Source organism: Sphingomonas hankookensis, assembly GCF_001619955.1.
GTDB lineage: Bacteria > Pseudomonadota > Alphaproteobacteria > Sphingomonadales > Sphingomonadaceae > Sphingomonas > Sphingomonas hankookensis_A.
In genome coordinates, this window is sequence record NZ_LQQO01000014.1 from 21,373 (window position 1) to 43,310 (window position 21,938).

The 21,938-nt window shown below is 68.2% G+C and carries 17 protein-coding genes; 6 read left to right on the forward strand and 11 right to left on the reverse strand.

Going from position 1 to position 21,938, the window contains the following annotated elements:
* Nucleotides 1–26 precede the first annotated feature (26 nt).
* A complete protein-coding gene (locus AVT10_RS08810; protein ID WP_066689993.1) occupies nt 27–2,294 on the reverse strand; it encodes a glycosyltransferase family 4 protein in 2,268 nt (755 codons plus the stop codon).
* A 140-nt stretch (nt 2,295–2,434) separates the two neighbouring features.
* Nucleotides 2,435–2,878 carry a preQ(1) synthase gene (queF, locus tag AVT10_RS08815; RefSeq protein WP_198158534.1) on the reverse strand — a complete coding sequence of 148 codons (444 nt, stop codon included), beginning with the start codon at nt 2,876–2,878 and terminating at the stop codon, nt 2,435–2,437.
* 29 nt (nt 2,879–2,907) lie between these two features.
* Here queF and AVT10_RS08820 point away from each other — a divergent pair, with 29 nt between their 5' ends.
* The 5 genes from AVT10_RS08820 (at nt 2,908) to AVT10_RS08840 (ending at nt 9,185) form a co-directional block, all read left to right on the forward strand.
* Entirely contained in the window at nt 2,908–4,455 is a 1,548-nt protein-coding gene (locus AVT10_RS08820; RefSeq protein ID WP_066689920.1) for a cryptochrome/photolyase family protein, read from the forward strand.
* 147 nt (nt 4,456–4,602) lie between these two features.
* Nucleotides 4,603–5,433, forward strand: coding sequence for a sulfurtransferase (locus AVT10_RS08825; RefSeq protein ID WP_066689921.1), 831 nt, complete (start codon nt 4,603–4,605; stop codon nt 5,431–5,433).
* Nucleotides 5,430–6,623, forward strand: coding sequence for a cystathionine beta-lyase (gene metC, locus AVT10_RS08830; protein ID WP_066689923.1), 1,194 nt, complete (start codon nt 5,430–5,432; stop codon nt 6,621–6,623). The genes AVT10_RS08825 and metC overlap by 4 nt, the downstream gene beginning before the upstream one ends.
* Entirely contained in the window at nt 6,620–7,900 is a 1,281-nt protein-coding gene (locus AVT10_RS08835) for a mechanosensitive ion channel family protein (RefSeq protein ID WP_084401518.1), read from the forward strand. Before metC ends, AVT10_RS08835 begins: the two co-directional genes overlap by 4 nt.
* A gap of 154 nt (nt 7,901–8,054) precedes the next feature.
* Complete coding sequence (locus tag AVT10_RS08840) at nt 8,055–9,185, forward strand: GNAT family N-acetyltransferase (protein ID WP_066689924.1); 1,131 nt, start codon at nt 8,055–8,057, stop codon at nt 9,183–9,185.
* A gap of 144 nt (nt 9,186–9,329) precedes the next feature.
* Here the strand turns inward: AVT10_RS08840 and AVT10_RS08845 are convergent, their stop codons facing one another.
* The 5 genes from AVT10_RS08845 to AVT10_RS08865 all read right to left on the reverse strand — a co-directional run bounded on the left by AVT10_RS08845 (nt 9,330) and on the right by AVT10_RS08865 (nt 15,921).
* The gene (locus AVT10_RS08845; protein WP_066689927.1) at nt 9,330–9,656 is read right to left on the reverse strand and encodes a hypothetical protein; all 327 of its coding nucleotides are present in this window, start codon (nt 9,654–9,656) and stop codon (nt 9,330–9,332) included.
* The gene (locus AVT10_RS08850; RefSeq protein ID WP_066689929.1) at nt 9,656–11,305 is read right to left on the reverse strand and encodes a hypothetical protein; all 1,650 of its coding nucleotides are present in this window, start codon (nt 11,303–11,305) and stop codon (nt 9,656–9,658) included. Before AVT10_RS08850 ends, AVT10_RS08845 begins: the two co-directional genes overlap by 1 nt.
* 19 nt (nt 11,306–11,324) lie before the next feature.
* Nucleotides 11,325–13,112, reverse strand: a complete 1,788-nt coding sequence (locus AVT10_RS08855; protein ID WP_066689931.1) for a hypothetical protein — start codon at nt 13,110–13,112, stop codon at nt 11,325–11,327.
* Nucleotides 13,109–14,623 carry an NAD(P)/FAD-dependent oxidoreductase gene (locus tag AVT10_RS08860; protein WP_420038501.1) on the reverse strand — a complete coding sequence of 505 codons (1,515 nt, stop codon included), beginning with the start codon at nt 14,621–14,623 and terminating at the stop codon, nt 13,109–13,111. Before AVT10_RS08860 ends, AVT10_RS08855 begins: the two co-directional genes overlap by 4 nt.
* 80 nt (nt 14,624–14,703) lie before the next feature.
* Nucleotides 14,704–15,921 (reverse strand): argininosuccinate synthase, encoded by a 1,218-nt coding sequence (locus AVT10_RS08865; RefSeq protein WP_066689996.1) that lies wholly within the window; start codon nt 15,919–15,921, stop codon nt 14,704–14,706.
* A gap of 135 nt (nt 15,922–16,056) precedes the next feature.
* On the opposite strand from AVT10_RS08865, the gene AVT10_RS08870 reads away from it, so the two are divergent.
* Entirely contained in the window at nt 16,057–16,380 is a 324-nt protein-coding gene (locus tag AVT10_RS08870) for an EF-hand domain-containing protein (RefSeq protein WP_066689934.1), read from the forward strand.
* 117 nt (nt 16,381–16,497) lie between these two features.
* Here AVT10_RS08870 and AVT10_RS08875 read toward each other — a convergent pair whose 3' ends face one another.
* The 4 genes from AVT10_RS08875 to AVT10_RS08890 are packed head-to-tail and all read right to left on the reverse strand — an operon-like array spanning nt 16,498 to nt 21,937.
* The gene (locus AVT10_RS08875; RefSeq protein WP_066689998.1) at nt 16,498–19,899 is read right to left on the reverse strand and encodes a chromosome segregation SMC family protein; all 3,402 of its coding nucleotides are present in this window, start codon (nt 19,897–19,899) and stop codon (nt 16,498–16,500) included.
* A 46-nt stretch (nt 19,900–19,945) separates the two neighbouring features.
* Entirely contained in the window at nt 19,946–20,680 is a 735-nt protein-coding gene (locus AVT10_RS08880; RefSeq protein WP_066689935.1) for a thioredoxin domain-containing protein, read from the reverse strand.
* A gap of 22 nt (nt 20,681–20,702) precedes the next feature.
* Entirely contained in the window at nt 20,703–21,395 is a 693-nt protein-coding gene (locus AVT10_RS08885) for a DsbA family protein (protein ID WP_066689936.1), read from the reverse strand.
* Complete coding sequence (locus AVT10_RS08890) at nt 21,395–21,937, reverse strand: DUF721 domain-containing protein (protein ID WP_066689938.1); 543 nt, start codon at nt 21,935–21,937, stop codon at nt 21,395–21,397. Before AVT10_RS08890 ends, AVT10_RS08885 begins: the two co-directional genes overlap by 1 nt.
* Nucleotide 21,938: the final 1 nt, after the last annotated feature.

A 21,938-nucleotide genomic window follows, 5' to 3' on the forward strand; every position in this document is an offset into this window, starting at 1 on the left:
ATTCCCGGCCGAAGCCGCGGCCGGATTCAGGCCACGGCGCGGCGCGGGTCTGCCACGGAAGCGCGGCCCTTTGAAAGGGCGGAAATCGCACAGGATGCCAATTGCAGCGCGAGAATCGACTCCGCCCCCTGATTGCGGTTCAATCCGGTGGGCATCAGCCCGTCGAAACAGCCGCCATCATGGGCGGTCGCCAGCGGCAGGTCGAGGTCGTTGGCGCCGAGATACCAGTTATAGGCCTTCACCGCCTCGTCACGCCACTTGGCATCGCCGGTCGCGTCCCATGCGGCGACGCAGGCTTCGACCGTCGCCTGCGCCTCCAGCGGCTGCTGGTCGAAGGGCAGCGGTTCGGCGAAGGGCCGGCCGAAGCTCTCGGTGCCGACCGCGCGGAAGCGGCCTTCGGGCGAGGTCTGGCGGGCGACGATCCAGTCGAGCGTGTCGATCCCGACCTTGACGAAATCTTCGCGCCCCAGCGCCTTGCCGGCGCGGATCATCGCTTCGGGCAGGCGGGCATTGTCATAGGCCAGCACGATTTCGAACCAGCCCCATTCGGGACGACGGCTCGCGTCGAGCAGGGTGACCAGTTCCTCGCCGAAGCGGGTCGCGATCTCCGTGGAGAGCGCATGGCCCGGATTGACCTCCAGCATCGCTACCGCGCCGAGCATGGCAAAGGCACGCGCGCGCGGGCTGTCGAGGTCGAGCGCGATCGAGGCGGTCTGTTCGTAAAGCGACATCGCCCAGTCGCGATGCTTGCGTGCCTGCGCATCGCGCGCGGTGATCGCCAGCGCCCACAAGGTGCGGCCGTTGGAGTCCTCCGACCCTTCATCCTCGCACCAGGTCCGGTCGAAATTCATGAAGTTGCGGAACCGGCGACGGTCCGGGTTCCACGCATATTGCAGGAACGACGCATAGATGGTTGTCCATTTGTCGCGGACGACAGGGTCAAGGTCCTCGATCTGCGACATCAGGATCAGCGCGCGGGCGTTATCGTCAATGCAATAGCCGTGCCGGCGGTCGGGCACCGAATAGATCGAATGCTGCAACATGCCGGTCGCATCGCTCATCCGCTCGACCGCCGCGAAGTCGGGCTTCAGCGCGGTCAGGTCGGCGCTGGTGCGCACCCGCCGGGGACGCGCCGCGACGGCGCGTGCAACCTCCGTCATCGCGGCTTCCGCAAGGCAGGGGAACAGCATCGTCCGACCGCGGGCATAGGCACGGGCAGCGAGGCCGTCGCGACGGGCGTCATTGCCCAGCAGGTCGACGATCTCACGCGCGAATGCCGCCGAGTCGCCGAAATCGACGAGGACGCCATGGTCGTCCGCCAGGATTTCGGTCGCGTGGACATAAGGGGTCGATACCACGACCTTGCCCACGCCGACGGCATAGGACAGCGTGCCCGAGGTGATCTGCGCCGGGTTGCTGTACGGAGTAACGTACAGGTCGGCGGCCTGAAGATAATCGAGCAGTTCGTCCTGTTCGACGAAGCCGTCGAGGAAGCAGACATTGTCGGCCACGCCCAGCGACGCCGCCTGCGCCTTCAGCCGGTCGCGATAGGCTTCGCCTTCATGGGCGACCAGATGGGGGTGGGTAGCGCCCAGCACGACATAGAGTGCATCGGGATGCGACGCAGCGACCGTCGGCATCGCCTCGATCATCGTCTCGATCCCCTTGTTCGGGGCGAGCAGGCCGAAGGTCAGGATGACCGGGCGACCGCTCCAGCCGAAGCGGGCCTTCATCGATTCGGGCTGGACGAACGGACGGTCGTGCACGCCGTGCGGGATCATCGCGATCTTGCGCGCGTCGGTGCCGTGCACCCGCATCAGGATGTCGCGACCCTTGTCGGCCATGACGATGATCTTGGACGCGCGGCGCAGCAGCGCTTCGAGCACGCGGCGTTCGTCGGCATTGGGATGTTCGAGGATGGTGTGCAGCGTGACGACGACGGGCACGTTCACCCGGTCGAGCAGCGCGACGATATGCTCGCCCGCCGGACCGCCATAAATGCCATATTCGTGCTGGACCCACACCGCCTGCGCGCCACTCGCCTCGATCCGGCGTGCCGCGTCGAGATACGCGATGCGGTCGTTCTGCGCGATCGCGTGGGTAACTTCCGGCGGATAGGCATAGGCGCCGAGCCGGTCGTCCATCGCATAGACGTCGACCGCCAGCGCGGGATAGCGATCGCGCAACGCGTTGAACGTATCGGTGGTAAAGGTCGCGAGCCCGCATTTGCGCGGCAGGAAATTACCGATCAGCGCGATGCGATCAAGCGAATCCAGGGCGACCCCGTGGTCCATCTGCGTTCCTCTGTGCGTTGCAATATCCGCGCGATAACCGGCGGTGTCCGCAAACAGAAACATTTCGACAGGATGAATGGTTGCATACCATTGTGCGCTGCGACACGATTCCGTGGCGAACCGTGTCGCGGCTGCGACGATCAGCCCCGGCCGCGATATCCCGGCACGTCCTGATCCGGAATCCATACCGCCTTGGGAGGTTCCCCCGACTGCCAGAACACGTCGATCGGAATGCCCCCGCGCGGATACCAATAGCCGCCGATGCGCAGCCATACCGGCTGCATTTCCGCCACCAGCCGTTCGGCGATGCCGACGGTGCAATCCTCGTGGAAGGCGGCATGGTTGCGGAAGCTGCCAAGGAAGAGCTTCAGCGATTTCGATTCGACGATCGTCTCCCCGGGCACATAGTCGATCACCAGATGCGCGAAATCCGGCTGGCCGGTCACCGGGCAGAGCGAGGTGAATTCCGGCGCGGTGAAGCGCACCAGATAGGGCGTGCTGCGCGGGTTGGGAACATAATCGAGTTCGGCGGCTTCCGGAGTGGTCGGAAGCGGGCTGGCCTGGCCAAGGAATTTCGGGTCCATGGCCCCCATGTAGAAGGGACGGCGCACAAATGGAACGGGTGCTGATCCCGATACTGGGCGACCAATTGTCGTTCCATCTGTCGTCGCTGGCCGATGCCGACCCCGATGACACCACGATCCTGATGATGGAGGTGGTGGAGGAAGCGACCTATGTCCGCCATCACCCCAAGAAGATCGCGTTCCTGTTCGCCGCGATGCGCCACCATGCTGCCGCCTTGGAAGAGGCGGGCTGGAGCGTCGATTATGTCCGGCTCGACGATCCCGACAATGCCGGCAGCTTTACCGGAGAGATTGCCCGCGCGGTCGAGCGGCATGATCCGACGCGGATCGTCGTCACCGAAGCCGGCGAATGGCGGGTGCAGGTGATGCTGGAGGCGTGGGAGACGATCTTCGGCATTCCCGTCGCGATCCGCCCCGACACGCGCTTCATTTGCTCGCACGACCGGTTCAACGCCTGGGCAGACGACCGGCGCGAGCTGCGCATGGAGTTCTTCTATCGCGAGATGCGGCGTGAGACCGGGCTGCTGATGGACGGGGCGAAGCCGGTCGGGGGCAAATGGAATTTCGACCGCGACAATCGCAAACCCGCACGCCGCGACCTGCTGATCCCCCGCCCGCTGTCGTTCAAGCCAGATGCGGTGACGCAGGACGTGCTGGCGCTGGTCGCCGACCGGTTCGGCGACCATGTCGGCACGCTCGACGGGTTCGACTTCGCAGTGACGCGCAAGGATGCGTTGCGCCAGCAACGTGCCTTCCTCACCCATGCGCTGCCCGGCTTCGGTGACAATCAGGACGCGATGCTGACCGGCGAGCCCTATCTGTGGCACGCCGTTCTTTCGCCATACATCAATGCCGGGCTGCTCGATCCGCTCGACCTCTGCAAGGCGGTCGAGAAGGAATATGATGCGGGCAAGGTGCCGATCAACGCGGCGGAAGGGTTCATCCGGCAGATCATCGGCTGGCGCGAATTCGTCCGCGGCATCTATTGGCGTGAGGGGCCGGACTATGTCACCCGCAACTTTCTCGGCGCCAAACGCGACCTGCCGGGCTTCTACTGGACCGGGGAGACCGACATGCACTGCCTGTCCCAGGCGATCGGGCAGACGCTGGACCATGCCTATGCCCATCATATCCAGCGGTTGATGGTCACCGGCAATTTCGCGCTGCTGATCGGCGCCGAGCCGCAACAGGTGCATCGCTGGTATCTGGAGGTCTATGCCGATGCCTATGAATGGGTCGAACTGCCCAATACGCTGGGGATGAGCCAGTTCGGCGATGGCGGGCTGCTGGGGTCGAAGCCCTATGCCTCGTCGGGGGCCTATATCGACCGGATGTCGGATTATTGCGGTCCCTGCCGCTATGACGTGAAGCAGCGTACCGGTCCCGATGCATGCCCGTTCAACGCGCTGTACTGGGACTTCATCGCGCGCAATCGCGAGAAGCTGGGCAACAATCCGCGCATGGCGATGCCATACCGGACGTGGGACAAGATGGCTGAGGAGACCCGGCAGGAACTGCGCGGCCAGGCGAAGGGGTTTTTGCAGGCCTTGGACAAGCTACCGAAATATGCGGGGTAAGCGTATCCCCGCGCAGGCGGGGATCCAGAGCCAAAACGGGCCAGCGGCTTACTTGGCCCTGGATCTCGCCTGCGCAGGGGTACGATACGCTGCCGTCTTTTGCTCCGGCGCTTGACCCGCCGCGTCGCACGCCTAAGCCTTCCTCCCATGCAACCGCTCGTCTCCACCGCATGGCTCGCCGATCGGCTCGGTACCCCCGGCCTCGTCGTCCTCGACGCGACCTTCGTGCCCGTTCAGCCCGATCCGCCCCGCGACGAAGCCGCCGAATTCGCCGTGGCCCACATTCCGGGTGCGCGGTTCCTTGACCTGCGCGCGCTGTCGACCGGGCAGGCGACGTCGCTGCCCGCCGCCGACAAGGTGGCGGGACGGCTGGGCGAATTGGGCCTGACCGACGATGTGCAGGTGGTGCTGTACGACAATTCGCCGCATCGCACCGCGGCAAGGGGCTGGTGGCTGCTGCGGCGCTTCGCCCGCGGGCTGCCGGTGGCGATCCTCGATGGTGGCCTTGGCAAATGGCAGGCCGAGGGGCGACCGGTCGAGACAGGCGAGAGCGTGACGACCCCGACCCGCGTCGCGGCCGATCCCGATCTGGCCGCCGTGCGGACCAAGGCGATGGTGCTGGCGGGGCTGGAGAAAGAGGGCACGCAACTCGTGGATGCCCGATCGCCGGCACGGTTCGACGGGAGCGAGGCCGATCCGCGCGGGCTGCCGTCGGGCCATATTCCGGGCAGCATCAACCTGCATTACGCCCGCTTCTTTCGCGAGGACGGGACGTGGCGGTCGCCCGACGAACTCGGCGGTCTGTTCGCCGAAGCGGGAATCGATCTCGACCGGCCGATCACCACCACCTGCGGGTCGGGCATCACCGCCGCGATCCCCGCCTTCGCGCTGCATCTGCTCGGCCGCGATGCCGCGCTGTATGACGGCAGCTGGACCGAATGGGCCGCCGATCCGCAGACGCCGAAGGTGACGGCATGAGCGCTTCCGACCCGAGCCACGCGCCCGAGACACAGGTCGTCACCGGCGGACGCCGCGACGAATGGACCGGCGGGGTGGTCAACGTTCCCGTCTGGCGGGCCTCGACGATCCTGTACGACGACGTCGCCGACCTGCGCGCGGCGGCGGGCAAGGATACCCATCACCGGCTCTATTACGGCCGGCGCGGCACCCCGACGCAATGGTCGTTGGCCGCGGCGCTGACCGAACTGGAGCCGGGGGCCGAGGGCACGTTGCTCTATCCGTCGGGCGTCGCGGCGATCACCACCGCGTTGCTCGCATTCCTGAAGCCCGGCGATCATCTGCTGCTGCCCGACAGCGCCTATGACCCGACCCGCGCCTTCGCACACGGCATGTTGAAGACGATCGGCATCGAGACGACGCTGTACGATCCGGTCGTCGGCGCGGGGATCGCCGATCTGATGACGCCGGCGACCAAGGTGCTGTTCCTCGAAAGCCCGGGCAGCCTCACCTTCGAAGTGCAGGACGTGCCGGCGATGACGGCGATCGCGCGCGAACGCGGCATCACGACCATCCTCGACAACACCTGGGCCACGCCGCTGCTGTTCCCGGCGATGGCGCATGGCGTCGACGTGACGATTATGGCCTGCACCAAATATGTCGTCGGCCATTCCGACGCGATGCTGGGATCGGCCACCGCCGTCGCATCGCACTGTCAGCGCCTGCGCGATGCGACCTATCAACTGGGCCAGCATGTCGGGCCGGACGATGCGGCGCTCGGTGCGCGAGGCCTGCGCACCATGGCGGTGCGGCTGAAACAGCATGGAGAATCGTCGATCCGCATCGCGCGGTGGCTGGCCGAACAGCCCGAGGTGGCGCGGGTGCTGCATCCGGCGTTGCCCGGCTGTCCGGGGCACGACATTTTCCGGCGCGATTTCCGGGGCAGCGCCGGGCTGTTCGCCTTCGTCCTGAACGGTGGCAGCGATGCCGGTCGGGTAGCGCTGATCGACGGGCTGAAGCTGTTCGGGATCGGCTATAGCTGGGGCGGGTTCGAAAGCCTCGCGCTGCCGATCGATCCGCATCGCTATCGCAGCGTCACGCGGCGCCAAGCGGAAGGACCGATGATCCGGTTGCAGATCGGGCTGGAGAATAGTGACGATCTGATGGCCGATCTTGCCGCGGGCCTCGCGCGGTTCCGGGCGGCGCCGTGAACGACCTTGCCGCCGGGCTGGCCGGACAGGGATTGCCGGTGGCGGACGGGCGGGAACTGATCGAAGCCGGCATCGTCCTGGGGCTGGTGCTGCTGTCGCTGCTGCTTGGCTGGCTGGCCGGGCGCTGGGCGGGGCCGCACCTGACCGATTTGTGGCGGCAGCGGGTCGGCGACCATGCCGTCGGCCTCGCATCGCGGATGTGCGATATCGTCCGGCACCTGGTGGCGGTCGTGGCGCTCGCGCTGGTGGCGCAGGTCCGCGACTGGGGGGCATTGGGCGATATCGTCGTCGGGGTTGCGCTGGCGGCGGCCGTTGCGCGGCTGGCGATGCAGCTGCTGCGCGGCGTCAACCTTGCCCGGTGGCTGGCATGGGCGGTGGCGTCGATCCTGTTCGTCGCGGTGCTGGCCGGATCGGTCGGCGGGCTGGAGCCGATCACCACCACGCTCGACGCGATCGGTTTCTCGGTAGGGCGCAGGCGCCTGTCGCTGCTGGCGCTGGTCAGTGCGCTGCTGACCGCCGTCGTGCTCTATGCCGTGGTGCGCGTTGCCAACAAGCTGGTCAGCCATGCGGTCGGGCAGGCGCGGAGCCTCGACCCCGCACAGAAACTGCTGGCGCAGAAGCTGGCGTCGATCGCGGTGGTCATCACCGCCTTCTTCTTCGGCATCGACCTGCTCGGCATCGATCTCACGACCTTCGCGATCTTTTCGGGCGGGCTGGGCCTCGCGGTCGGCTTCGGGTTGCAGAAGACGGTCGGTAACCTGATCGCGGGCATCATCCTGTTGATGGACCGGTCGATCAAGCCGGGCGACGTGATCGTCGTCGGCGACAGCTTCGGCTGGGTCAACAAGATCGGCGTGCGCGCGGTGTCGGTCATCACCCGCGACGGCAAGGAACACCTGATCCCCAACGAAAACCTGATGACCCAGGAGGTGGAGAACTGGTCCTTTTCCGACCGCAACGTGCGTGTGCGCATTCCGGTCGGGGTAGGGTATGAAACCGACCTCAGGCTCGCACAGAAGCTGATGCTGCAGGCGGCGACCGAAAGCCCGCGCGTGCTGCGCAGCCCGGCGCCCAATGTCTGGCTGATCTCCTATGGCGAATATGCGGTCGAGCATGAGATATTGGCGTGGATCAGCGATCCCGAGCAGGGGGTGGGCAATGTGCGGTCCGACGTGCTCAACCGGTTGTGGGACCTGTTCGGCGAGCATGGGATCAAGATTCCGGTGCCGCGGCGGGAGTTGATGTTCAAGGAGGCGTTGAAGGTGGCGAAGGACTGACAGGATCGTCATTCCGGCGAAGGCCGAAATCGATGGACAGACCGACGTCGCGAACCTTGCGAAGCGGCCCGTATCCATGGATCCCGGCCTTCGCCGGGATGACGATGGGTATGAGGGCTACCGGACTCCATCATCACCCCCTATCTTGCCGTCCGTGACCACCATCACCGCTCGTATCGCCGAGGGCGTCCGCGCCGTGCCTGCCGACCAGTGGGATGCCTGCGCGGGCACGGGCAATCCGTTCCTCCGCCACGCCTTCCTGTCGGCACTGGAGGAATCGGGCAGCGTCGGGCCGGGATCGGGGTGGCAACCGCTGCCGATCATCGTCGACGATGCCGACGGCGTGCCTGCCGCCATCGCGCCGGCCTATGCCAAGGGGCACAGCCAGGGCGAATATGTGTTCGACCATAGCTGGGCCGATGCGTGGGAGCGGGCCGGGGGCGATTATTATCCCAAGCTGCAGATCGCGGCACCGTTCACCCCGGTGCCCGGCCCCCGGCTGCTGTTGCGCGACGGGGCCGATGCCGCCGCGCTGATCGGCGCGGTCGAGGCAGTGGTGCGGCAGAACGGGCTGTCGTCGGCCCATGCGACGTTCGTGGAGGAAGCGCAGCTGCCGGCGTTCGAAGCGGCGGGCTGGCTGACGCGGGCGGGCACGCAGTTTCACTGGGCCAATCGCGGCTATGAGAGCTTTGAGGATTTCCTGAACGATCTGGCCAGCCGCAAGCGCAAGGCGATCCGCAAGGAACGCGCCGCCGCGCTGGACGGGCTGACCGTCCGGCACCTGACCGGGCGCGAACTGACCGAGGCGCATTGGGACGCCTTCTGGACCTTCTATCAGGATACCGGCAGCCGCAAATGGGGCCGCCCCTATCTCACCCGCCCCTTCTTCTCGTTGCTGTCGGAAACGATGCCGGACGCGGTGTTGCTGATCCTCGCCGAGCGGGGCGGGCGGCCGATCGCCGGGGCGCTGAACCTGATCGGCGGCGACGCGCTGTACGGCCGCTATTGGGGGGCGGTGGAGGAGGTGCCGTTCCTCCATTTCGAGCTATGCTATTATCAGGCGATCGACGCCGCCATCGCGCGGCGGTTGCAGCGGGTCGAGGCCGGCGCCCAAGGCGAGCACAAGCTGGCGCGGGGCTATGTGCCGGTAACGACGTGGTCGGCCCATTTCCTGCCCGATCCCGGCTTTCGCCGCGCGGTGGCGGACTTCCTGGATCGGGAGCGGGCGGCGGTTGGGCAGGAACAGGAATTTCTGAGCGAGCTGACGCCGTTTCGGCGGGCGTAGGGTCCAGTCGCCCCGGCCAAAAACGTCACCCCAGCGCAGGCTGGGGTCTCCAGCGGCTCCTGTCTCGCCCTGTTACCGGGAGATCCCCGCCTTCGCCGGGATGACGTCCATGGCCAAGGAGAGAAGCAGGCTGCGTAGCTCGCCTTACTTCTTCCCCATCAGGCCACCCAGCCCGCCGGGCAGCATGTCGCCGATCCCGCCGAGCGCGCCGGGATTGACGTCGAGGCCGAGCAGCTGCGCGAACTGGCCCAGCGCATCGGGACCGCCGACTTCGGACAGGATCGCCTCGATCTGATGGCGCGACACGCCGCTATGGTCGGCGGCTTCCTGCGCCGGGTCGGCATGGCCGGCGAACTTGGCGAGCAGGCCGAGGACGGTCTGTACCTGTTCCTGCGAAATCCCCGCCTTTTCGGCGATGGCGGGCAGGTCGAATTGGCCGGCCAGCTTCAAGGCGTTGTTCAGCAGGTCCATCAGTTTTTCCTTACCGGTTCGTTGGCCGCCATCTGTCGCGACGGATGACGGCGGGGTTTGGCGAACGGACGATTGCCCAGATCGCTCCATGTCAGGTCGGGCGGCGGGACGCTATGGTCGATCCGGAAGACCGCGCTGCGGCCGCTCCGCCACAGCGGCACCAGCCCCTGTTCCAGTCGCCGGTCATATTGGGGCGGGCGGATCAGCCAGACATAATCGAACGCGTCGCGCGGGAATTTGTACAGCGCACCGGCGATCGGCCGCCAATATTCGCGGGGGCATTTGACGTCGGTCACCAGTTCGGACGGATCGTGCGAGAAGCCGCGTGCTTCCTTGTACCGGACCGTCAGCAGCTGCCCACCGGCCATCGACCATTGGTCGTTGGCATAGGCCTGGCGCCGGGCGAGCGCGATGCCGGGCAGATGCTGCAGCCGGGTCATGCGCCATTCGTTGTAGCAGGTCTCACCAACGAACGTGACCAGCCGCGCGCCGACCGGCACATGGTCCAACGCCGCCAGTTCGCGGTCGTAATCGCGGTCGTACAGCCAGAAGCTGTAGGTGGTCGCAGCCATCCGCCCGACGAAGATCGCCAGGCCGATCGCCGCCAGCACCCCGGCATGACGGATCGACAGGCCGGGCTTGGGCCGGAGCGCGATCAGGCTGATCCCGAACAGATAGGGGACCAGCCGCATATCGGCATAGGCCGACCCGAACACGATGCGCGGCAACAGGACATAGACGGCGATCAGGAACAGCGCAGACAGGCCCAGATTGCGCGAATAGCCGATGTTCGGATCGCGCAACCCCTTGAACAGGACGAGGTAGAAGACGGCGACCGAAGCGAGGTCGTAGAGCTGCCAGCGGTCGCGCAGCGTCATCGTCATCCACTGCATCTTCGCGCGCCAGTTGAACCAGTCGGCGGTCTGTCCGCCGACATGGCCGCCCGAGCGCCACAGCAGCATCAGCAGCGCAGGGGGCGCAAGGACGAGGCAATGGAGCCCGGCATGGAAGGCGGCGGCGAACCAGTTGCGACGCTTGTCATGCTCGCGGATCAGCTCGGCCGAGGCGGCCAGCACGCCCAGCGTGCCCCAGCCGAAGGTGTGGGTCAGCCAGATCAGTCCGGCTACGGGTACGAACACCACCCCGCGCAGCACCAGCCGCCCCTGCCGCCCCAGTCGCAGCCATAGCGCGAAGGCGTTGAGCGCCAGCGCCATCGAAAGCACGAAATTGGCGAAGCCGAAATGGAACGGAAAGCTGTAGACGATCGGCAGCGCGAACAGCGCGGTCGCCGGGATGCGGCCATGCACTTCGCGCGCGATCCACAACAGGCCAACGGCGGTCAGCGCCGGGATCGTCAGGATGATGAGCTTGACGGCAGGTTCGAGCCCGATCAGCGGTTCGAGCAGCCAGACGAGCAGGTCGACGCCGAGATTGCCGATCAGGCTCCAGTCGAAATTATACCAGTCATGGAACCAGGGCGCCTGTCCGGTGTCCCACATCTGCTGGACGCGGTAGCGGCCCATATGTCCCGGCAGGTCGACCATCGGCGGGATGTCGGGCCATAGCAGCGGCACCGCCGCCAGCACCGCCATCAGTGCGACGAACCAGCGCGTCTGCCACCAACGGAGCTGTTCGGCGGATCGGGTCATACCCTTGCGTCCTTACGGGCTAGGCAGGCGGGCTCGCAAGAGGGCGGACCACCCGCCATACCAATATTGGCGAGTCGGGAATTGCGACCGGTTGCAACCAGTCGAAACGCTCGCCCCGCTCCAGCCGCGCCCACAGGCCGTGGGGGGCGGCATTGGCATAGGCCAGATTTTCCGAAATGCCCGGACAGCCGACGACATAATCGACCCCGCGCCCGAGGATCGCGCTGCGCGACAGGTCGGGCCGGGCCATGAAGCTGGCGATGACGAACCGCATGGCGGGGGCGTTGCGATGATAGCCGCTGGCGATCGGCCGGAGGCGGCTCGATGCGACGATCGCCGGCCCGATATCGAGCGGGGCGAGGATCGTGGCGCCTGCCGGCAGCGCTGCCAGCGGTACGACGTCGGGCTGGCGTGGGCAGACGGGCTTTTCCCCAGTCAGATAGGGCCGCGGGATCGATACGACCGCACGGTCCGGCACGCCCAGCAGCAACAGGATGCCGGTCAGCACCAGTCCCGGCGCCGCGATCGCCGCGACACCCAGCAGGGCGGCGAGGCGGCGGAGCGGCGGCACGATGGCCCGCGCGCGGGCGAGGCGGTCGGCGACGATCGCCGCCACCGGGGGAATGGCGAGCGCATTGGCGAGCGCGGCGGATCGCAGCACGATAAGGCCGCACAGCGTGGCCGCGATCAGCAGGCCGAGCAGGATCGTCCAGGGCTCCCGCCGGTGCCCCGGTGCCGCCAGCACCCGACGCAGGGTCACCACGACCGCGACCGCCGTCAAGGTGAAGCTGCCGGCGATCGTCGGCCAATATTGATGCCAGACCGGCAGCCCCTCGGCGATATTGAGGAACCAGACGCGGTAGGTCAGCGGATCGAGCATTCCGAACGGCCCGCGGGCGCACTCGCTGGCGAGCAGCGCCATCGTCGCGACCGTCGCCGCGCCGGTCACGGCCAGCAGCGCGAACCGCCCGACGGGCGACCGCAGCGGGGCCAGCGTCGCCAGAGCGAGGCCGATCCCGGCGATGCCGATCGTCGCCAGCCATGCCGGGTCGATCGCGTCGCAGGCCGGGCTGGCCCAACCGGGACCACGGGTGACGAGGTGGAGCAGCAGCGTGGCCAGCGCCATCGTCAGGCCGAAGCCGCGCGTCTGCGCCGCCCGCGCCGGCACGAATACCCAGGCCAGCCCCGCCGCGGCAATCAGCGCGAGGAGGAAGGCGAATCCTTCGAACGAAATCGTGACGAGCAGCGCGCCACCCAGTCCCGCGACGATCCCGCTGCGCCCGTCGCGGCGCAGGATCAGCGCGGCGGCAGCCAGCAGCCCGCTGGCGATCTGCCAGCCATGATGGTCGATGCGCAGCGGTTGCAGCTGGCTGAGCAATGGCGTCGTCAGCGGCACCATGACCATCGCGGCCAGTGCCGCTGGCCGCCCGGCCAGCCGGCGGGTGATCGCCGCGACCAGTGTCATGACGACACCCAGCGTGACGAGCGGGACGGCGATCGCCGCGATCCGCTCGGCAGCGGCGTCCCCGACGATGCCGCGCAGCGCGAGGACGACCGCCGCCAGCGGCAGGTCGACCAGCCGCGACCAGTGCATCGTCAGCCCCGGACCTGCAAAGCCATGCTGTCCGACGTCCCACCAGCTCTGCCCGTCGAGCAGCGCGCGTACTTCGAGCAGGCGCATGATGTCGTCGGGATCGTACATGCGCAGCGGACCGATGCGCGGGATCGCGCACAGGATCAGGACCAGCGAAACGAACCCCCAGACCGCGACCGGCGAGGGCGTGTCGCGCCCCGCCGCCTCGCTCACGCCGCCGCCCGGATCGCGGTCGGCACCGCGCGGACGCTGGCGAGGGCGGCCTGTTCGCCTTCGCGGCCCGCCTCGTGATATTCGGCGTCCTCGTTCACCTGCCACACATCGTGGATGCGCGCGCCGGCGAGGATGTTGCGGACGGTCAGCATCGCCGTCATCATCGCATGATCCTGGTTATTGTAGCGGTGCATGCCGTTGCGACCGACCATGTGCAGCGTCGGGAAACGGGTTTCCAGTTCGGTGCGCAGCGCCTCGACCCGGTCGGCATAGCCTTCGTCATAGACCGGATAGGCTTTCGGCTGGCGCACGACCGCACCGCCGACCACGTCCTTGGCATCGACCAGCTTGAGCGTCGCCAGTTCGCGCGTCGCCTGCGCGATCAGATCGTCGTCGCTGCTGGCCCATAGCCCGTCGCCCTCGAAGCAGAAATATTCGAGGCCGACGCACGCGATGGCTGGATCGGGCACCATTTCGGGCGACCAGCTGCGGAAATTCTGGACGCGGCCGACCTTCACCCGGTTGTCGTGGATGTAGATCCAGTTGTCGGGGAACAGGTCGCTCGACCGGATCATCAGCGCGACGGTCAGGAAGTCGCGGTAGCGCAGGGCGCTGGCGTCGGGCAGCGTCGCGGGCAGCGGATGGATGCGCGAGGCGAGTTCACGAAGCGGCGCCGAGGAGATGACGTGGCGCGCGGTGATAATCCGCGTCGAATCGTCGGCGCGGTCGGTCGCCACCATCCGCCAGCGATCCGCCGCCACATCATGTTCCAGCGTGCGCAGCGCATGGCCCATCAGCACGGTATTGCCGCCCGCGACGACATGGTCGCGCGCTGCTTCCCACATCATCCCCGGCCCCTTGCGCGGATAGCGGAAGCTTTCGAGCAGGGTCTTGGCCGCCATGCCGTCATTGGGTTTGCGGTTGAGACCCAGCGACCGCTTGAGCCCGTCGAGCACCGCCGCGCCGAGGCTCAGCCCCTTGATCCGCTGCGCCGCCCAGTCCGCCGACATGGTGTCGCACGGCATGCCCCACACCTTCTCGGTATAGGTCTTGAAGAAGATCGAATAGAGTTTGTGGCCGAACTGGTTGACGACCCAGTCCTCGAACGAGGCGACCGTACGGCGGGGGAACAGCTTGGCCTTGGCATAGCTCGCCATGCACAGCGCGGAGGTGACGAGGCCGAGATTGCCGAGCGCCTCGAACGCGCGCAGCGGATAGCTGTAGAATTTGCCGCCATAGAAGATGCGGCTCATCCGCGGGCGGTCGATGAAGTCGTCGGGCAGAATCTCGTTCCACAGCGCCACGACTTCCTGCGATTTCGAAAAGAAGCGGTGGCCGCCGATATCGAAGCGGAAACCGTCATGCTCGACGGTGCGGCTGATCCCGCCGACATAGCGCGGGTCCTGTTCGATGACGGTGACCGACAGCCCGGCCTTGGTCAGCAGATAGGCGGCGGTAAGGCCGGCCGGACCGGCGCCGACGATCGCCACGTCCACATTGTCGCTAGCCACCCGCACAACTCCCCCGCTTCGTTCGAAACGGTCGGTGCCATGCGAGTGGCTAAAATGTGGTTAAGGCAATCTTACGTCGATCAGCGATCCCGCCGGCCGAGCAGGCGCAGGCGCAGCGCGTTCAGCTTGATGAAGCCGGCCGCGTCGCGCTGGTCATAGGCGCCCTGATCGTCCTCGAACGTCACGACCTTTTCGCTGTAGAGCGAATTGGGCGACCGGCGGCCGATGACATGGACCCCGCCCTTGTACAGCTTGAGGCGGACTTCGCCCGACACCTTGTGCTGGCTGTGGTCGATCGCCGCCTGCAGCATCTCGCGCTCCGGCGAGAACCAGAAGCCGTTATAGACCAGCTCGGCATAGCGCGGGGCCAGTTCGTCCTTCAGGTGCGCGGCACCGCGGTCGAGCGTGATCTGTTCGATCGCCCGGTGCGCGGCGTGCAGGATCGTGCCGCCCGGCGTTTCGTACATGCCGCGCGACTTCATGCCGACGAAGCGGTTCTCGACCAGGTCGAGCCGGCCGATACCGTGCGCACGGCCGAGTTCGTTGAGCTTGGCGAGCAGCGTGGCGGGCGACATGCCCTCACCATCGACCGCGACCGCGTCACCGCGTTCGAACGCGACGGTGATGACCTGCGGCGTATCGGGCGCATCCTCCGGGTTCACCGTGCGCGAGAAGACGTAGTCGGGCACCTCGTCCCACGGATCCTCCAGCACCTTCCCCTCGGACGAGGTGTGCAGCAGGTTCGCGTCGGTCGAGAAGGGCGATTCGCCGCGCTTGTCCTTGGGCACCGGAATCTGGTGCTGTTCGGCGAAGGCGATCAGCGCGCTGCGGCTGGTCAGGTCCCATTCGCGCCACGGCGCGATGACCTTGATGTCGGGCTGCAGCGCATAATAGCCGAGTTCGAAGCGGACCTGGTCGTTGCCCTTGCCGGTCGCGCCATGGCTGACCGCGTCGGCATTGACCGCCTTCGCGATCTCGATCTGGCGCTTGGCGATCAGCGGGCGTGCGATGGAGGTGCCGAGCAGGTACAGCCCTTCATACAGCGCGTTCGACCGCATCATCGGGAACACGAAGTCGCGGACAAATTCCTCGCGCAGGTCGTCGATGAAGATATGCTCGGGCTTGATGCCCATCAGCTCGGCCTTCTTGCGCGCCGGCTCGAGTTCCTCGCCCTGGCCGAGGTCGGCGGTGAAGGTCACGACTTCGCAATTATATTCCTGCTGCAGCCATTTGAGGATGACGCTGGTGTCGAGGCCGCCCGAATAGGCGAGGACGACGCGATTGATGGACTCGGCCATGGGCGGCTCCTTGGGAATGCAGTGGTTCGGCGCGCGGTTAGGCGACGCGGGGCCGCCGCGCAAGGACACGCGCTTGCGCAGGCGCGAATGCGGTGCAATCGTGTCGCACATTTCCCCTTTTCGGAAAGAAACCCGATGTTCCTCGCCGTCCTTGCCCTTGCGCTGCAGACCGCTCCCGCGCCCGCCCCGGCAACCCCGCCCGCGCCGGTGGTCGAACCGGCGGCCGAGGACGAGACCGAGTTTTTCGGCATTTTCGACAAGGACAAGGACGGCACGATCAGCAAGGCCGAGTTCGACGTGATGAGCGCCCAGATCGATGCCGAAGCGGCGAAGCAGGACCCGTCGCAGAAAGGGCAGGCAGCCGCCGGCCTCGCCACCGCCTTCGCGCTGATGGACCAGAACAAGGACGGCCGGATCACGCGGGAAGAGTTTCGCGCGGTGGTGAAGGCGGGGCAGTAACGAAAGTCGACGTCACCTCAGCGCAGGCTGGGTCTCCCCGTTGTGAAACGCGCTCCTCGCCGCGCGAGACCCCAGCCTACGCTGGGGTGACGTTTCTTGGTTGTGTGGGGGGCTGTTCTACTCCGCCGCGAGCAGTCCCGTCGCGCCGCCCAGATCGACCGATACCAGCCGGCTGACCCCGCGTTCGACCATCGTCACGCCGAACAGCCGGTGCATCCGGCTCATCGTCGCGGCATTGTGGGTCACGATCAGGTAGCGGGTGTCGGTATCGGCGGCCATGCGGTCGAGCAGGTCGCAGAAGCGATCGATATTGGCATCGTCCAGCGGCGCGTCGACCTCGTCGAGCACGCAGATTGGCGACGGGTTGGTCAGGAACAGCGCGAAGATCAGCGCGACGGCGGTCAGCGCCTGTTCGCCGCCCGACAGCAGGGTCAGCGATTGCAGCCGCTTGCCCGGCGGCTGGGCGAGGATTTCGAGGCCCGCTTCCAACGGATCGTCCGAATCGACCAGCGCGAGCTGCGCCTGCCCGCCGTCGAACAGCGCGCCGAACAGGCGGCGGAAATGGCCGTCGACCGCGTCGAACGCCGTCAGCAGCCGCGCGCGCCCTTCGCGGTTGAGCGTGCCGATCGATCCGCGCAGCCGCTGTACCGCTTCGGCCAGTTCGGCACGTTCGGCGGTGGTCTCGCCCTGTGCCGCTTCCAGTTCGGCCAGTTCGGTGTCGGCGATCAAATTGACCGGGCCGATCCGGTCGCGGTCGGCGAGCAGCCGGTCGTGCGCGGCACTCTCGTCGGTCGCATCGCCCACCTCCGTGCCGACAAAGCCGATGCGCGGCAGCAGCGGCGGGGGGCATTGGAAGCGTTCGCCCGACAACCGCCCCATTTCCAGCCGGCGCTGTTCCTGCGCGTCGGCCCGCGCGGACGCGCCGGCGCGGCGTTCGCGGGCCGAGGCGAGCGATTCGGCGATGGTACTGCCCGCCCGCTCGGCGGCGCGCAGGCGGGTTTCGGCCGCGGTTTCGAGCGTAGCCGCCTCGGTCGCGGCGCGGCGTAGATCGCCGAGCGCGCCATCGACCTGCGCCAGCTCCGCGGCAAGGGCCGCTGGCCGGTCGCGCAACGCCGCGCGGTCGGCGGCGAGCGTGGCGGCTCGCGCCTCGACCTCGGCAATGCGGTGATCGGCATCGGTAGCGCGCGATCGCCACGCGGACAGTTCGGTCTTCGCCGTCTCCAGCCGTTCGCGGTCGCGCCTGAGGGCGGCGTCGAGCGCGGAACGGGCCGAGCGGGCGTCGGCCATCTGCGTCCGCGCGGTCGCCGCTGCGCCCGCCAGCGCCGCGACGCGGCCGGCGGTCGCGCTGCGATTGGGTAGCTGGCCAAGCGCGGCATCGGCGCGGTCGCTCTCGTCCTGCGCCTCGATCAGGTCGGCGCGGAGGCGTTGCAGACGGGCGGCAACGTCGTCGGCGCGCGCCTGTGCCCGTTCGATCGCGGCGGTGGCGCGATCTTCGGCGCGCAATGCCTCGCGGGCCTGCGCTTCGGCCTGTTCGAGCGTGCGGCGGGCGGCGGCGAGGGTCGTTCGCGCATCGGCGATCGCGGCATCGGCGGCGGCGAGTGCCGCGTCGGCGGTGTCGCGGCGGGTGATCAGTGCCGGGCGTTCCTGCCCCAACGCCCGCAGCCGGTTGGCGCGGGCGAGGCGTTCGGCGGCGGCGGCCCCCGATCCGGCTCGGGCACGCAGGCCGTCCCAGCGGCGCATCGCCCCGTCGAGCGTCACCAGCCGTTGCCCGACCGCCAGCGTCGTGCCCTCGTCGCGTTCCACGACCAGCACCTGCGCCAAACGCCGGGCGAGCGCGGGGGCGGCAACCTGCGCCGATAGTCGCCCGATGCCGTGCGGCACCGGCGGACCATCGGCCCTGTTCCCGGCATCCTCCCAATAGCGGTCGTCCGCCGGATCGGTCCCGGCGTCGAGATCGTCGCCCAGCGCCGCCGCCAATGCCGCTTCGAACCCCGGCTCGACGCGTACCGAATCGATGATCCGCGCCCGCCCGCTTCGCCGGAGCGCGCGTTCGAGCGCGCCGATCTCCCCGTCCAACGCGGCGAGTTCGGCGGCGGCGGTCGCGCGGTCGGCCTGTGCCCGGCCGCGCGCCTCCTGCGCGGATCGTTCGGCGGCATCGGCATGGGCGATGGTGGTGCGGGCGGTGTCGGCGCTGGCCAGTGCTGCCGCGCGACGCTCGACGGCTGCCGTCCGCTCGACGGTCAGCGGTGCGAGCGCCGGCAATGCCCCCTGTTCGGCGAGCGCACGCGCTTCGTCGCGGCGCGCGCGGTCGAGGCGGATGCGCGCTGCGTCCTGTGCGGCGGCGGCGACGCGAGCCTCGGCCAGTTCGGCGGCCTGGGCCGCGACCGCTTCGCCATGGGCGGCATCGGCGGCCATCGCGGCCTCGGTCGCCCGGACCAGCGCCCCGTCCAGTTCGGGGAGGCGTGCCGCCGCATCGGCGATAGCCTGCGTCAGCCGCGCGATCTCGTCGGTCAGCCGCGCCGCTGCATTGGCGGCATCGCCGGCCAGAGCCGCCTCGCGCGCGCGATCCTCGCTCAGCCGCGTGGCCTGCGCCTCCAGATCGGCCAGCCGCCGGGTCGCGGCATGGGCCTGCGCCTGCAACCGTTCGCGGGCATGGCCGGCATCGGCCGCGCGCTGCCGCAGTTCCTGCGCGGTCGCGCGGGCGGCGGCCAAGGCCTGCGTCGCGGCGGTTTGTTCGGCGAGCGACTCCGCCTGCGCGCTGCCGTGGCTGGCGACGAGGGTTTCGGCGGCGTTCGCCTCCGCCCTGGCGGCATCGGCGGCGGTGGCGGCATCGCGCCAGCGGGCATAGATGGCGCGCGCCTCGGCGATGCGGATCGCGTCGGTCAGTTCGCGATAGCGGGCGGCGATCCGCGCCTGCCGCCGGAGGACGGCGGCGCGGGCATCCTGTTCCTGCGCCATTTCGCCCAGCCGGTCGAGATTGGTCTCCGTGGCGCGCAGCTTTCCCTCGGCATCCTTGCGGCGAATATGCAACCCGGAGATGCCGGCGGCGTCCTCCAGCATCGCGCGGCGTTCGGCGGGGCGGGCGGCGATGACCGCGCCGATCCGGTTCTGGCTGACGAGCGCGGGCGAATGCGCGCCGGTCGCGGCATCGGCGAACAGCAGCGACACGTCCTTCGCCCGCACGTCGCGACCGTTGATACGATAGGCGGAGCCGGCACCGCGTTCGATCCGGCGGACGATCTCGACCTCGTCGCCCGCTGCATCCTCGGCAAGAATCGCGACCTCGGCAAAGTCGCGGGGCGGGCGGGTTTCGGCGCCGGCAAAGATGACATCGTCCATGCCGGCGCCGCGCAGCGATTTCACGCTGTTCTCGCCCATGGTCCAGCGCAGCGCTTCGAGCAGGTTCGACTTGCCGCAGCCATTGGGGCCGACCACGCCGGTCAGCCCGCGTTCGATCACCAGATCGGCGGGGTCGACGAAGCTCTTGAATCCGCTCAGCCGCAGTCGTCGGAGCGTCAGCCCCGGCGCGCGTGAAGTGGCCGCGTCGTCACCCGCGGCCATGGGGTCAGGCGCCGGCGCCCTTCAGCGCTGCCTCGATCTGTGGCCAAGTCACCGCATTCTCGACCTTTTCGCCATTGATCAGGAAGGTCGGGGTGCCGGTGACGGTCGCGCCGCCTTCTTCGGTGATCTTCACCACCTGTTGCAGCAGGTTCTGGTCGGCGAGGCACTGGCGCGCCTTCGCCTCGGGCACGCCGCGCTGCTTGACGAAATCGACGAAGCCGGCGGCATCGGCCCAGCCGGTAACCGCCTGCAAGGGCGGGATCGACTGCAACCGCGCCTGTTCGGCCTGCGGGATCGCCTGCATCCGCTCCAGCGTCGCCGCCTGGTCCTGATACATGGCTTCGAGTAGCGGGAAGAAGGTCGCCGTGCCGTTGCAGCGGCCGAGCACCGCCGCCGCCAGATCGGGCGCGCCGTGCACCGCGAAGTCGCGGAATTCGAAGCTCACCTTGCCGGTCGAGACATAGTTGTTGATGAGCGGTTCGTTGCCTTCGCGGGCAAAGGCCCCGCAGGTCGGGCAGGTGCGCGAACCATATTCGACCAGCTTCACCGCCGCGTCGGGGTTACCGATGCGATAGCCGCCCTCCGGCGTGACCGCGACCATGTCGGTCCATTTCTTGCCGGCCGGCGCGGCGACATTGGCGACCGGCGCGGCGGCGCTGCCATTGGTGCCGGTGCCGGAATCACCACCGCCACAGGCCGACAACAGGCCAAGCGCGATCAGGGGGAAGGCGAAACGCATGGGATCTACTCTCTTCTAAGGATCAGGAGGCGGTCAGGAACGGCTTGAGCGTCGCCCAGTCATGGGCTTCGACCTTCTTGCCGTTGACCTCGAAGCTGGGTGTGCCTTCGACGCCGGCCGCCTGCGCCGCTTCGGCAATGGCGATCACCCGCTTCTGTGCGGCTTCGTCGTTCAGGCAGGCGGTGATCTTCGCATCGTCCACGCCCTGTCCCCGCACCAGCGTGCGCAGCCCGGTGGCAGCGGCGAGCTGTTCCAGCCGCTTGCCGATGGTCGGGGTCGGCTGCTGCGCGGGCGGCGTCGCGGCGAATGCCTCGGCCTTGTCGAGCATCGCGCTCTGCTGCGCGAAGATCGCGTCATGCGCCGCCAGGAAGCGGTTCGCCCCGCCACAGCGCGCGAGTAGCGCGGCGGTCAGGTCGAGCGCGTCGCGCGGGAGCGTGCGATATTCGACGCGTACCTTGCCGGAGCGGGTCAGCGCGGTCAGCTCGGGCTTCGCATCGCGGGCGAAGGCGGCGCAGTGCGAACAGGTATAGCTGGCCCATTCGACCAGTTGCACCCGCGCCATCGGATTGCCGACCGCGATGCCGCCGGTCGGCAGCATCGTGACGCTGTTGGTCCAGTTGCGCGCGGTCGCCGCCTTGGCCGGGGCCTGCGCCTTGGCCGGGGGCATCCCGAACAGCGCGAGGATGAACGAACAGAGCAGGATGAGGATACGCATCAGCGGACCTTGCCGAGGATCGGAATGGCGGGGGGCGGCGGGGCGGCGACCGCACCGGCGAGTGCGGCAAGCACCTCGCGCAGCTCGGGATCGGCGATGTCGCGCAGGCTTTCGTGCATTTCGGCCGGGACCGGCGGCGGTTCACGGCGCGGCGGCACCGGGCGGCGCGGGCGGACCTCGCCGTGCCGGAACTGGAGCCGGGCGACCGCCGGATAGCCGAAGAAGCGATTCACCCGCTCGACGATTTCGGGCGCGATATGCTGCATCATCGTGCCATGCGCGCCCGATACGATCAGCGTCAGCGTTCCGTCGGCGCGCTTGCCCGGCGGGAAGCGGATCGATTCGGGGGCGGACACGCGGGCGAAGCGTTCGCCGACGATCTCGCCCCAGCGGCTCACCACCGCCGACTGGACGAAACCGAACTTGCGGAACGCCGCGCCGCCGATATCGGGCAGCAATTCGGCCACGGGCCGCGCACCGCCACGCCGGCGGGGTTCGGGAATCGTCGCATGGGGGCGGGGGCGCGTCGTCATTGTCGGCATC